Source organism: Saccharothrix sp. (assembly GCF_031180885.1).
Lineage (GTDB): Bacteria > Actinomycetota > Actinomycetes > Mycobacteriales > Pseudonocardiaceae > Actinosynnema.
In genome coordinates, this window is sequence record NZ_JAPSLK010000101.1 from 1 (window position 1) to 12,413 (window position 12,413).

General features: G+C 71.2%; 12 protein-coding genes. 5 read left to right on the forward strand and 7 right to left on the reverse strand.

Annotated elements, in window-relative coordinates:
• Positions 1–195: 195 nt before the first annotated feature.
• The gene (locus tag RIN75_RS43015; protein WP_309117879.1) at positions 196–1,269 is read right to left on the reverse strand and encodes an epoxide hydrolase; all 1,074 of its coding nucleotides are present in this window, start codon (positions 1,267–1,269) and stop codon (positions 196–198) included.
• Positions 1,270–1,371: 102 nt separating this feature from the next.
• Between RIN75_RS43015 and RIN75_RS43020 the strand changes: the two genes are divergently transcribed.
• Complete coding sequence (locus RIN75_RS43020; RefSeq protein ID WP_309117880.1) at positions 1,372–1,758, forward strand: MmcQ/YjbR family DNA-binding protein; 387 nt, start codon at positions 1,372–1,374, stop codon at positions 1,756–1,758.
• 3 nt (positions 1,759–1,761) lie between these two features.
• Here RIN75_RS43020 and RIN75_RS43025 read toward each other — a convergent pair whose 3' ends face one another.
• The 5 genes from RIN75_RS43025 to RIN75_RS43045 form a co-directional block, all read right to left on the reverse strand.
• Positions 1,762–2,592, reverse strand: a complete 831-nt coding sequence (locus RIN75_RS43025; protein WP_309117881.1) for a fused MFS/spermidine synthase — start codon at positions 2,590–2,592, stop codon at positions 1,762–1,764.
• 91 nt (positions 2,593–2,683) lie between these two features.
• On the reverse strand, positions 2,684–3,877 hold the full coding sequence (locus RIN75_RS43030) for a hypothetical protein (RefSeq protein WP_309117882.1): 1,194 nt from the start codon (positions 3,875–3,877) through the stop codon (positions 2,684–2,686).
• Positions 3,874–5,385 (reverse strand): alkaline phosphatase D family protein, encoded by a 1,512-nt coding sequence (locus RIN75_RS43035; protein ID WP_309117883.1) that lies wholly within the window; start codon positions 5,383–5,385, stop codon positions 3,874–3,876. The genes RIN75_RS43030 and RIN75_RS43035 overlap by 4 nt, the downstream gene beginning before the upstream one ends.
• Positions 5,386–5,474: 89 nt before the next feature.
• Entirely contained in the window at positions 5,475–6,545 is a 1,071-nt protein-coding gene (gene galK / locus RIN75_RS43040) for a galactokinase (protein WP_375296104.1), read from the reverse strand.
• Between the two features lies 1 nt (position 6,546).
• On the reverse strand, positions 6,547–7,527 hold the full coding sequence (locus RIN75_RS43045; RefSeq protein WP_309117885.1) for a LacI family DNA-binding transcriptional regulator: 981 nt from the start codon (positions 7,525–7,527) through the stop codon (positions 6,547–6,549).
• Positions 7,528–7,650: 123 nt separating this feature from the next.
• Between RIN75_RS43045 and RIN75_RS43050 the strand changes: the two genes are divergently transcribed.
• Positions 7,651–7,848 carry a hypothetical protein gene (locus tag RIN75_RS43050; protein WP_309117886.1) on the forward strand — a complete coding sequence of 66 codons (198 nt, stop codon included), beginning with the start codon at positions 7,651–7,653 and terminating at the stop codon, positions 7,846–7,848.
• On the opposite strand, the gene RIN75_RS43055 is transcribed toward RIN75_RS43050, so the two are convergent.
• Positions 7,770–8,369: a hypothetical protein gene (locus tag RIN75_RS43055; protein ID WP_309117887.1), complete on the reverse strand. Its 600-nt coding sequence runs from the start codon at positions 8,367–8,369 to the stop codon at positions 7,770–7,772. The genes RIN75_RS43050 and RIN75_RS43055 overlap by 79 nt on opposite strands.
• A gap of 135 nt (positions 8,370–8,504) precedes the next feature.
• Here RIN75_RS43055 and RIN75_RS43060 point away from each other — a divergent pair, with 135 nt between their 5' ends.
• The 3 genes from RIN75_RS43060 to RIN75_RS43070 all read left to right on the forward strand — a co-directional run bounded on the left by RIN75_RS43060 (position 8,505) and on the right by RIN75_RS43070 (position 12,190).
• A complete protein-coding gene (locus RIN75_RS43060; protein ID WP_309117888.1) occupies positions 8,505–9,551 on the forward strand; it encodes a sensor histidine kinase in 1,047 nt (348 codons plus the stop codon).
• Positions 9,548–10,177 carry a response regulator transcription factor gene (locus RIN75_RS43065; RefSeq protein ID WP_309117889.1) on the forward strand — a complete coding sequence of 210 codons (630 nt, stop codon included), beginning with the start codon at positions 9,548–9,550 and terminating at the stop codon, positions 10,175–10,177. Before RIN75_RS43060 ends, RIN75_RS43065 begins: the two co-directional genes overlap by 4 nt.
• 162 nt (positions 10,178–10,339) lie before the next feature.
• The gene (locus tag RIN75_RS43070; protein ID WP_309117890.1) at positions 10,340–12,190 is read left to right on the forward strand and encodes a DNA/RNA non-specific endonuclease; all 1,851 of its coding nucleotides are present in this window, start codon (positions 10,340–10,342) and stop codon (positions 12,188–12,190) included.
• Positions 12,191–12,413: the final 223 nt, after the last annotated feature.

Genomic DNA, 12,413 nt, shown 5'->3' on the forward strand with positions numbered 1-12,413 from the left:
GCTCGTTCCTCACAAAATTTTCGGCTGCACCCGACCAAAAATGTGGTAGCCCTTCGGGCGGGCCATACGGGGATGACACAAGCAAGAAGCCCAAGTTGAGGTGTGTCCGCTCGGGCGGACTGCCCGCTCGCCACGGCGGACTGGCCGGTGGGTGAGGGGGACTGGCCGGTGGCTGCCGAGGTTGGTGACTTGTGGCTAGCGGAGGTCGGCGAAGAACGCGCGGATGTCCTCGGCGAGCAGGTTCGGCACTTCGATGGCGGGGAAGTGGCCGCCTCGGTCGAACTCGGTCCAGCGGCGGACGTCCTGTTGGCGTTCGATGACTCCGCGCACGGCCAGGATGATGTCCTCGGGGAACACCGCCACGCCGAGCGGTGCCGGGCAGCGCGGGACGCCGGGGGGCGTCTCCTTCGCGATGCGCAGCGCGGAGCCGGTGGTGCCGGTGAGCCAGTAGAGGGTCACCACCTCCAGCAGGCGGTCGTCGGACACGTTCGAGCGCGGGTCCAGCCACTCGTCGAACTTGTCCGCGACCCATCCGAGCAGGCCCACCGGGGAGTCGGTGATGCCGTAGGCCACGACCTGGGGCTTGGTCATGTGCATGACCTGGTAGCCGGGGCGTTGGGCGAGGAACCGCTTGATCGCCTCCACGCGTTCGAGGTCGGTCGCGGACAGGCCCTCGGTGTCCGCGGGCGGGGGTGTGGGCAGGTAGTTGACGTGCACGCCGACGACCTTGTCCGGCGCGGCGACCGCGACCGCCTGGGAGATGCCCGAGCCGAAGTCGCCGCCCTGCGTGCCGTAGCGGTCGTAGCCGAGCCGGTCCATCAGTTCCGCCCAGGCGCGGCCGACGCGTTGCATGCTCCAGCCGCGCTCGCGGGTCGGTCCGGATGGGCCGAAGCCCGGGATGGACGGGATGACCAGGTGGAAGTCGCGACGTAGCGGCTCGATGACGTCGAGGAAGTCCAGGACCGAGCTGGGCCACCCGTGGGTGATCAGCAGCGGGAGGGCGTCGTCGCGGTCGGAGCGGATGTGCAGGAAGTGCACGTTCTGGCCGTCGATGGTGGTGGTGAACTGGGGGTGCGCGTTGAGCTTGGCCTCGACGGCCCGCCAGTCGAAGGACTTCCAGCGCTCGACCAGCGCCTGGACGCGGGCGAGGGGGATGCCGAAGTCGGTGCCGGCGTCGGGCAGCTCGTCGGGCCAGCGGGTGCGGGCGAGGCGGTCCATGAGGTCGTCGAGGTCGGCTTGCGGGACGTCCAGCTTGAAGGGCTCGATCACCGGGTGCTCCGTTGGTCTGTCCAATGTTGGTGAAGCCAACGATAGCGGATGGTCGTTGGTCTTGCCAACGATCATTTTTCGGGGCGGGGTTAGGGTGCGCGCATGGCCACTTGGGAGGACGTGCGCCGGATCGCCCTGGCGCTGCCGGAGACGACCGAACGCCCCTCGTACGACGGTCTGCCCGCGTGGCGGGTGAAGGACAAGCTGTTCGTCTGGGACCGTCCACTCCGCAAACGCGACCACGAGGGCCTGGGCGCGTCCGCTCCGGACGGGCCGATCCTGGGCGTGAGCGTGCCCGACTTGGGTGTGAAGGAGGCCTTGGTCGCGGACGACCCGGACGTCTACTTCACGATCCCGCACCTGGACGGGTATCCGGCGGTCCTGGTGCGGTTGGAGCGCATCCCGGTGGATGAGTTGGCCGAGTTGATCACCGAGGCTTGGCTGTGCAAGGCGCCCAAGCGCTTGGCCAAGGAGTTCCGCGCCCAGTAACGGTCAGCGCAACCAGCGGGGCACGGGGGCGACGGCATCCGCCGGGTTCTCGGCGGTCAGCGGCGGAGCCTCACCGCGGATGGCCGCGAGTTGGGCGGGGGAGAGGCAGAAGACGCGGTTGCCGGGGGCCTCGCCCCACGCGGTGAGGGCCTGGTGCGGCAGTTCGCGGTCGGACGCGGCCAGGACGACGTTGCCGCCGCGCTCACCCAGCAGCAGGCCGGCTTCGGCCAGGAGCAGGACGTTCGGGAAGACCTCGGTGAGCGACGCCACGGCCCGCAGTGCCAGGTGCATGTCCGCGGCCGACCACATGTTGGCCAGGTAGAGGCCGTCGGGGCGCAGGACCCGGGCGATCTCGCGCAGGAACTCGACGCCGGCGAGGTGGATGACCGGGGTGCCCCCGTGGAAGACGTCCACGACGACCAGGTCCGCAGCGGAGTCCGGGGTGCCTTCGACGCCCTGCTGCCCGTCCTGGACGTGGACGACCAGGTCGTTGATCGCGTCGAGGTCCAGGTGCGAGCGGACGAGGTCGACCAGCGGGCCGTCCAGGTCGTAGACGGTCTGTGGTGACCCCGGGCGGGTCGCGGCCAGGTAGCGGGCGACCGTGAAGCCGCCGCCGCCGACCTGGACGGCCGACACCGGCTCCCCGGCCGGCCAGTGCCGGTCGAGCACCCCGGCGAACCACTTGGAGTACGCCATGTACAGGTAGGTCGGGTCGGCCAGGTCGACGTAGGACTGGAGGGCGCCGTCGACCGTCAGCATCCAGGCGGTCGGGCGGTAGGGGGCCGGTGTCAGTCGCGCCGTGCCGAACCTGACCTGCCGCTCCACGGGTTCCACTCCGCAACTCTAGCCGGCCCTCCCCAAGGCGATGCCTGCTTTTGCGGAGTCCGCGGCGCGCTCCCGTGGTGGAACGCGCCGCGGACGAAGGTCACCAGGTGCTGTTCTGCCAGCCGGTGCCCAGGTAGACCTGGTCGAAGCCGTTGCCGTCGTTGTCGTCGGTGTAGGCGATGGTGATCAGGCCCCACGCGTCGACGCCCAGGGAGGGTTCGTCCTGGCGGCCGGTCACGGTCTGGTTGGTGGACTGGCGGGGGAGGCGGCCGTCGGTGGTGCCGTCGGGGTTGAGGCCCTGGGTCCACACGTCGGAGGCCACCACGGACGTGACCACGACGCCGCGCTGGTCGTCGATGCCCACCTGCGGATCGGCGCCCGCCAGCAACGTGTCCACAGTGGACGAAGCGGTGCCCGAGGTCAGGAACGAACGGGTCGCGACCTGGGCCGTGCCGGTGTGGTCGGTTTCCCAGGCCACCGCGAAGTCGCCGTTGAAGTTGGCCGCCACCACCGGCTTGCGCTGCTGACCCCCGCCGGACGCGTTCGCCACGCCCTGGGCCAGCTTCACGCCACCGGTCGGGGTCAGGATCTTGCGGCCCACGTTGAAGAAACCGTTGCCGTCGCCGTCCTCCTCCCACACGACGACGGCGTTGCCCGCCGCGCCCATCGCCACGTCGGGCCGCTGGTGGGTGCCGCCGGCGTTGTGCACCTGCGCCTCGAACGTCTTGGACGTCACCGACGCGAAGCCCGACACGCGCACGGTCGGGTTTGCGGTGGACTGCTTGTCCTCCCACACCACGGCGAACCCGGCGGTGTCCGGGTCGGCGGCCACGGCCGGGTTGAGCTGCTGGCCGTCCGACGACGCGTTGGCTGTGGCCGAACCGGCGATGGTGCCGTCAACCCGCACCACCCGCACGGCGATGTTGTAGAACCCGTTGCCGTCCGGGTCCTCCGCCCACACCACGACCGCGCTGCCGTCGTCGTGCAGCGCCACGTCCGGCTGCACGTGCCGCCAGTTCCCGGTGCCGCCGGCGGACAGCTTCTTCTCGTAGCGGGACACGCCATCCTTGAAGAGCCTGATCCACACATCGCTGTGGACCGGGTCGGTGGGCGTGGTGGAGTCGCGGTCGTCCTCCCACACCACGGCGGTCCAGCCGTTGCGCACGGCCGAGACGGCGGCGTTGTCCTGGTCGCCGGTGGCGGTGCTGTTCGCGGTCGACCACGTGACGGCGGCGGACGCGGTGCCGGTCACCGTCAGCATCAGGGCAGCGGTCAGAGCGAGGATCTTCTTCATGGCGCCTGCAATCCGGGGTTGCCCGCTTGGACGACGTAGCTCTTGACGGTCTTGACCGGGTAGTCGCGCGCGGTCACCCGGTCCACGCAGCGGAAGTCCACTGCCATCTGCGTGGACGTGGTGACGGTGCGGACGTACCCGCGCAGGTTCTTGTAGAACTTCACGTGCGGGTTGAGGCTGGACAGGGCGTTGTCCGCCGCGTTGCCGTCACCGCCCGACGTGACGGACGTGGTCACCAGCTCGGTGCCGATGATCTTGTCCTGGGTGTTGTAGTTCGACATCAGGTTGCTCGCCCACGACCGGTGCACGTCTCCGGTCAGCACCACCGTGTTGCGCAGCCCGGCGGAGTCCCACCCGCGCTGCAACCGGTCCCGGTTGGCGGTGTAGCCGTCCCACGAGTCCATGGACTTCGCGCCGTCGGCGGAGGCGAGCTTCTGCGCGAAGAACACCTGCTGGCCCAGGAAGTCCCAGGTGCCCAGCTTCTGCCGCATCCCGTCGAGCAGCCACGTCTCCTGCGCGGCGCCGGTCAGCGTGCGGGTCGGGTCGTCGGCGTCCGGGCACACCTTCGTGCCGTCGCCGCACGCCTGGTCGTCGCGGTACTGGCGGGTGTCGAGCATGTGGAACGTGGCCAGGCTGCCCCACCGGACCCGCCGGTACAACTGCATGTTCTCCGCCACCGGCGCCTGTGCGGCGCGCAGCGGCATGTGCTCGTAGTACGCCTTGTACGCCGCCGCCCGCCGCGCCCGGAAGTCACCGGCCGGCGAGGAGTCGTTGCGGATCAGGTTGGCGTAGTTGTTCTCTACTTCGTGGTCGTCCCACACGACCAGCCAGGGCGCGGCGGCGTGCGCGGCTTGGAGGTCGACGTCGCCCTTGTACTGCGCGTGCCGCACGCGGTAGTCGGCGAGGTCGTCGATCTCCACGGTGGGCGCGTGCTTGCGGACGTTCGTGGTGGACGCCGCGCCCTCGTAGATGTAGTCGCCCAGGTGCAGGATGAGGTGCGGGTTCTCCTCGGCCATCCGGCGGTAGGCGGTGAAGTAGCCCGCCTCGTAGTGCGAGCACGAGGTGAACAGCATGGTCAGCGCGGGCGAGGTGCCGACGGCGGGCGCGGTGACGGCGCGGCCCACCGGCGAGATGTAGCCCAGCGCGCGGAACCGGTAGAAGTACTCGCGACCGGCTGCCAGCCCGGTCACCTCGACGTGCACGCTGTGCGCCCACGCCTGGGTGGCGGTGAACGTGCCGGAGCGGACCACCTGGGTGAACCGCTGGTCGGTGGCGACCTGCCAGTCCACGGCCGCGTTCGCGCTCGACATGCCGCCGAGGCCGTCGACGTTGAGCGGGCTGGGGGCGAGCCGGGTCCAGATCACGAAGCCGTCCGGCGCGGGCTCACCGGACGCGACACCGAGGGTGAACGGGTAGGCGATGGCGTTGGCGGAGGAGGGGGCGAGGACCGTGACGCCGGCACTGGCGATGCCGCCGGCGATCAGGGTTCGCCGTGTCAGTGGGGACATACCCAAGTGCGTACACCCGGAAAGCCCGCGATGACACTCCTTGACAACTACGGGGAGATGTCTGTGAGATGTCCACGAAGGGAACGACGTCAGCGTTCCCTTCGGGCTCCCGCAGCGGCGGTCGCGGTGAAGCACTCGGGCGCGGTGAAACCGTTGCGCGCGAACGCTTCCCGCACGGCGGCCATGCACCCGTCGACTCGCGCCGTGTCGACGAGCGCGATCACGCAGCCGCCGAAGCCGCCGCCGGTCATGCGCGCGCCGTGCGCACCCGACGCCACCAGCGCCTCCACGGCCACGTCCAGCTCGGGCACGGTCACCTCGTAGTCGTCCCGCAGCGACTCGTGGGACGCGGTCAGCAGCGGCCCGATGGCGCGGAAGTCCCCGGCGCGCAGCAGGTCGACGACGTCGAGGACCCTTCGGTTCTCCGTGACGACGTGCCGCACCCGGCGCAGCAGCTCGTCCGGCAGGTCGGTGGGGACCTCGGTCAGGTCGCGCAGCGCGGGCACGCCCAGGACCTCGGCGGCCTTGTGGCAGGCGGCGCGGCGGGCCGCGTACTCGCCGTCCACCAGGCGGTGCGCGGCGCGGGTGTCCACGACCAGCAGGGTCAGACCGGCGGCGGCCACGTGGAACGGGATGTGCGCGGTGTCCAGGGTGCGGGTGTCCAGGAGCAGGGCGTGGCCCTCGCGGGCCAGCAGGGACGCCGACTGGTCCATGATCCCGCAGGGCATGCCCACGAAGTCGTTCTCGGCGCGCTGCGCCAAGTGGGCCAGCCGGAACCGGTCGATGTCCAAAGTGGACAGATCGGCGACGGCCAGCGCGGTGGCGCTCTCCAGGGCCGCCGACGACGACAGTCCCGCGCCCAGCGGCACGTCACCGTCCACCACCAGGTCGAAACCGCCGACGTCGTACCCGGCCTCGCGCAGCACCCACACCACGCCCGCCACGTACGCCGCCCACCCGGTCACCACACCCGGCGCGAGGTCGGCCACCGCCACCTCGGTGACCCCGTCCTGCTGGCGCGACCGCACCCGCAACACGCCGTCGTCCCGCCGGACCGCCGTGACGCGCACCGCGTGCGGCAGGGCGATCGGCAGCACGAAGCCGTCGTTGTAGTCGGTGTGCTCGCCGATCAGGTTGATCCGGCCCGGCGCGACCCACACATCAGCCAACGGTGCTCTCCCTGATCCGAAGTCGGAACGGCGTCCGCACCCGGCGGGGCGGCAGGTCACGGCCGTCGACCCGCTCGCGCAGCAGGTCCACGGCGGCGCGGGCGATGCCGGCCTTGTCCGGTGCGATCGTGGTGAGCGACGGCGAGCCGTACGCGCCCGCCTCGTCGTCGTCGAACCCGACCACGGCCACGTCCCCGGGCACCCGCACGCCCCGGTCGGCCGCCGCCCGCAGCGCACCCGCCGCGAGCAGGTCGTTGAAGCAGAACACCGCGTCCGGCGGCTCGGGGGAGTCCAGCAGGGCCGCCATGGCCGCCGCGCCGTCACGGCGGTGGTAGTGCTCCACGGACGCCACCGGACCGGTCAGACCGGCATCCGCCAGTGCCTCCCGGTGGCCGCGCAGGCGTTGGGCAGCGGTGGCGCGGTCGGGGTGTGCGCCGATGGCGGCGATGCGGCGGCGGCCCAGGTCCAGCAGGTGTCGCACGGCGGTGCGCGCGGCCTCGACGTTGTCGATGCCCACGTGGTCCAGCGGCAGGTCCAAGGGGTGTTCGCCGAGCAGCACCAGCGGCCCGGAAACGCCGGCGAAGTCGGTTCCGCGCAGCGCTTCCGGGCTGATCACCGCGCCGTCCACGACGTGCGGGCCGAGGGCGGCCAGGGCCTCGCGCTCGCCTTCGCGGGTGCCGAGGGTCTGCTGGATCAGGACGTTCCAGTCGTGCGCGCGGGCGGCCCGCAGCACCAGGCCCGCCAGTTCCGCGAAGTACGGGATGCCCAGTTCGGGCACGACCAGGGCGAGGGACCCGGTGCGGCCCCGGCGCAGGTTGCGGGCGCCCAGGTTGGGGCGGTAGCCGGTGGCAACCAGCGCCTCCTCGACCCGGCGGCGGTTGTCCGGCTTCACGAACGCGTACCCGTTGACCACGTTCGACACCGTCTTCACCGACACGCCCGCGAGCGCGGCGACGTCCTTCAACGTGGCCACGCGCACCTCCTCCTGCGGTCGGGAACTCGGAGAGCGTAGATGGCCGGCGGACGATTTACAACGTTGCATTCCCGGTAAGAACCGGTCGCCCGGCTCTTCGGGGCAACGCTAGCGTCCGCCGACATGGCCAGCGGGCGGGGGATCTTCCGCATCGACGCCGTCAAGGCGGGCGAGTTGAAGGTGTTCTACGGCCACTTCCACGTGTTCTGCCGCCGGACCGACCGCTGGCGGATCGTCGTGGACTACGGGCCCGCCGACACCGCGACCGAGGAGGAGTTCGCCGCCGCCGTCGCCGAGGACGACGTGGCCGCGTTCGGGTAGACCGACACCGCCAGCCACACCAGCGCGCCGCCGACCAGCACGTGCAACCCGCTGGTCAGCGGCGTGTCCGGCAGGCGCGCGGCGAGCGTGAACACCGGCAGCGCGATCAGGTAGATCCACACCGGCACCCTCGGGTGGACACGGGCGCGCACCATGCCGACCCCGAACCACACGCATCCCACGGCGAACACGGCCGCACTGGCCAGCAGCACGACCCGCGTCGGCGCGGCGGGGGTCACGCCGAGCGGGAACAACACGACGTTCAACGCGAACGCCGCCGCGCCGAACAGGCCGAGCCCGACGATGTTCGCCGCGTACCCGGAGACGGCCAGGCCGCCCGCGGCGTGCCGCTGCTTGAGGTGCAGCGCGGTGAGCAGGGGCGCGGCCATCGCGGGGGAGACGCCGAGCACCAGGCTGGTCGCGAGGGTTTCGCCGGTGAACGCCTCCAGCGCACCGGGGACGGCGATCAGCAGACCGGACAGCGCGCCGCAGACGGCGCCGAAACGCAGTAGGAAGTCCATGGCCGGCGACGCTAGGAGCGCGCGCGGCACGGTCGTGAGTGCCGACCGGACGCGGCGAGGGGTGGCGACCGGGCGTGGGGAGAGGTGCCGATCGGCACTATCGGCGGGGCGGTGGAACGGAAGTAGCCTGCGCGAGTGCGTCCGGTCGTGTGGTTGTCGCCCCTGCTCTACGGCGCGGTGCTGCTCGCGGGCGGGTACGCGGGGTTGACCGGGCTGGGCCAGACCCGGTTCGGCTGGTTCGTCGGCGGTCTGCTGGCGCTGGTCGTGCTGGACCTGGCCGAGCCGCGGTTCGCGAAACCGGTGCCGTTCCTGGTGGCGCGGGCGGCGCTGGTGGTGCTCGTGGCGGCGGCGGACGGGTCGGGCATGGCGCGGGTGTTGTTGTTGCTGCTGCCGTTCGGGGCGTACTTCGCGTTCGGGCGGGTGGTGGCGGTCGTGCTCGGGCTGGGGTGCGTCGGCCTGGTCGTGGTGTCGTTCAGCGTGACCGCGCCGGGCTGGACCCATGACGTCGAGCGGGTGTCGGACCTGCTGATGTTCGCCGTGGGGCTGGTGCTGACGCTGGCCATGGCGGCGGTGGCGGTGGAGGAGCAGCGCGGGCGGGCGCGGCTGGCCGAGTTGTCCGCCGCCGCCGAGCGCAACCGGTTGGCGCGCGATGTCCACGACGGCTTGGGGCACCACTTGACCGCGGTGTCCGTGCTGCTGGAGAAGGCGTCGGCGTTCCGGGACCGCGATCCCGAGGCCGCCGACAAGGCGTTGGACGACGCCCGTGGGTCGGCGCGGCGGGCGTTGGAGGACGTGCGGCGGTCGGTGCGGGCGCTGCGCGAACCGTTCCGGCTGTCGTCGGCGCTGGCGGAGCTGGCCAAGGGGCTCAAGGTCGACGTGGAGTGCGCGGGCGACGAGAGCGGCTACGACCCGGCCGTGCTGCTCGCGGTGTACCGGGCGGCGCAGGAGGGCATCACCAACGCCCTGCGCCACGCCGACGCCCGCTCGGTGTCCGTGAAGGTCCACTGTGGACAGACTGGGGCGGAGTTGGTGGTGGCCGACGACGGGCGGGGGTTCTCCGTGGCGGACGAGGGTTTCGGGCTGTCCGGTATGCGGGAACGGGTCGCGGCCGTCGGCGGCGCGGTCGACGTGCGCAGCGCGCCCGGCGCGGGGACCCGGCTGACCGTGCGGATTCCGCGGTGACCGACGTGCGCGTGCTGGTGGTGGACGACCAGCGGCTGATCCGGGAGAGCATCGCGTCTTTGCTGGACATCCAGGACGGCATCACGGTTGTCGGCACCGCCGGTGACGGGCAAGAGGCAGTGGACTTGGCGGTGTCCCTGGCGCCGGATGTGGTGCTGATGGACGTCCGGATGCCCGTGATGGACGGCATCGAAGCCTTGGCCGTGCTGCGCGAACGTGTCCCGTGCCGGGTGGTGATGCTGACGACGTTCGACGACGAGGACTACGTGGTGCGGGCACTGCGCGGCGGCGCGAGCGGGTACCTGCTCAAGGACCGGCCCGCGCGCGAACTCGCGGCGGCGGTGCGGCTCGCGCACGACGGCATCGCCCAGTTCGACCCGGCGGCGGCGACCCGGCTCGCGAACGCGTTGCAGCCACCCCGGACTCCCCGTGAGCATTCGCTTACAGAGCGCGAAATCGAGGTGCTGCGACTGGTCGCCGCCGGCCGCACGAACCGCGAGATCGGCCGCCGCCTGCACCTGGCCGAGGGCACCGTGAAGAACCACATCTCCCGTGTGCTGGGCCGTTTGGGCCTGCGCGACCGCACCCAGGCGGCGCTGTACGCGCGTGATCACGGACTCCTTTAGCCTGCTTGGGATCTCGCGCCACCGCCTGTTCGTCCAACGGTCATGTTCGGGCGGCAGTGTGGTGGGCGAAGGCGTTCGGCGGCGCGCGCTGGGCTGAACGGGTGAACGCGCCGTCCGGCGGCTAACAAGCGGTAGGAGCACGTCGACAGCAAGGCCACCGACGTGCGCACACAGGGGGTCGCGCTCATGGTCAAGAAGAAGAACGACGCGCTGATGGCGGCGCTGCGGCAGTTCGTGCGCACCAAGGGCGCCGACTACCTGCGCGACGGCAACGTGTCCTCGATCGGCATCGGCTACAAGGTCGAGGACGGCAAGCCGACCGACGAGGTCGCCATCCAGTTCACCGTCAAGGAGAAGGCCGAGGAGTCGGCGCTGGAGTCCATGGGCACCCAGATGCTGCCCAAGTGCATCGTCGTGGACGGCGTCGAGGTGCCCACGGACGTCGTGCAGCGCGACTACAAGGCCAACTTCCAGGTCGTCGCGGAACGGGCGTCGGGGGAGCGCAAGTCCCGCATCGACCCGGTGGTGCCCGGCGTCAGCGTCGCGCACCCGTCGGTGCCCGCCGGGACCGTCGGCTGCATCGTCTACGACCGCGTCGACGGCACGCCCTACGTGCTGTCGAACTGGCACGTGCTGCACGGCCCGAGCGGCGCGTTGGGGGACGCGATCGTCCAGCCCGGCCCGCACGACGACAACCGCACCGACCTCAACCGCCTCGGCCGGCTCGTCCGGTCGCACCTGGGCGCGGCCGGCGACTGCGCCATCGCCTCCATCGAGGACCGCGGGTTCGGCACCGACATCGTCGACCTCGGCGTCACCGTCGAGAAGATCGGCGAGCCGGAACTGGGCGACAAGGTCGTCAAGAGCGGCCGGACCACCGGCGTCACGCACGGCATCGTGCGCCGCGTGGACGCCCTCGTGAAGATCAACTACGGCGGGGACGTCGGCGAGAAGGAGATCGGCTGCTTCGAGATCGGCCCCGACCCGGCCAAACCCGCGCCCGGCGGCGAGATCAGCATGCAGGGCGACTCCGGCGCGGTGTGGTTGTTCAAGGCCGCCAACGGCAAGGTCACCCGCACCATGGCGGGCCTGCACTTCGGCGGCGAGACCCAGGGCAGCACCGACGAGCACGCGCTGGCGTGCCTGCCCCAGTCGGTGTTCGAGAAGCTCGGCGTCACCATCAAGCCGCCGAAGAAGCCGGCCCGCGCGGTCAAGGGCTTCGCCCCGGACTTCCTCGGCGTCACGGTCGGCGTGCCGGTGCTGGGCGCGGCGGCCAAGGCGGACGCGGTCGTGCTCAACGGCAGCGAGGTCGTGGACTACACGCACTTCTCGCTGGCGCAGAGCAAGTCGCGGCGGTTCGCGTTCTGGGTGGCGTGGAACATCGACGGCAAGACGCTGAAGACGCTGAACCGCAGCGGGATCCCGTTCATCCTCGACTCCCGAATCCCGCCCGAGTTCCAGGTCGGCGACGACCTCTACAAGGGCAACCGCCTCGACCGCGGCCACATCGCGCGGCGCGCGGACCTGCTGTGGGGTCCGATGGCGGAGGCGGAGCAGGCCAACGTCGACTCGTTCTTCTTCACCAACATCACGCCCCAGATCGACGACTTCAACCAGAGCGCCAAGCGCGGCCTGTGGGGCCGGCTGGAGGACGCGGTGCTGGCCGACGTGGACGTGGACAACCTCCGCGTCAGCGTCTACGGCGGCCCGGTGTTCCAGCCCGACGACCGGGTGTTCCGCGGCGTGCGGCTGCCGCGTGAGTACTGGAAGGTCATCGCGTTCGTGGAGCAGGGCGTGCTCAAGGCGCGGGCGTTCATCCTGACCCAGAACCTGAACCAGCTGGAGGCCCTGGAACTCGACGAGTTCCGCGTCTTCCAGGTCCGTCTCGGGGACATCGAGACCCGGTGCGGGTTCACCTTCCCGGAGGCGCTCCAGGCGGCCGACACGCTGGCGATGCCCGAGTCCCTGGACGACCGGCCGCCGCTGGACTCGCTGGAGTCCATCCAGTGGTAGGCGGCGGGCTCCCCCGGTTTTCGGGGCCGGGGGAGCCCGCTCTTGTTCAGCCGTGCGCCGTTTCGAGACGTGCGCGTGTCTGGACGTGCGCCGTTTCTAGTGTCCTGCGCCGGGAATTCGATCAAGATATGAGGCGAGGCGGTCGAGGATCTCGTCCGCGTCCTTGGTCCAGACGAAGGGCTTGGGGTCCTCGTTCCAGGCCTTGATCCAGTCGCGGATGTCG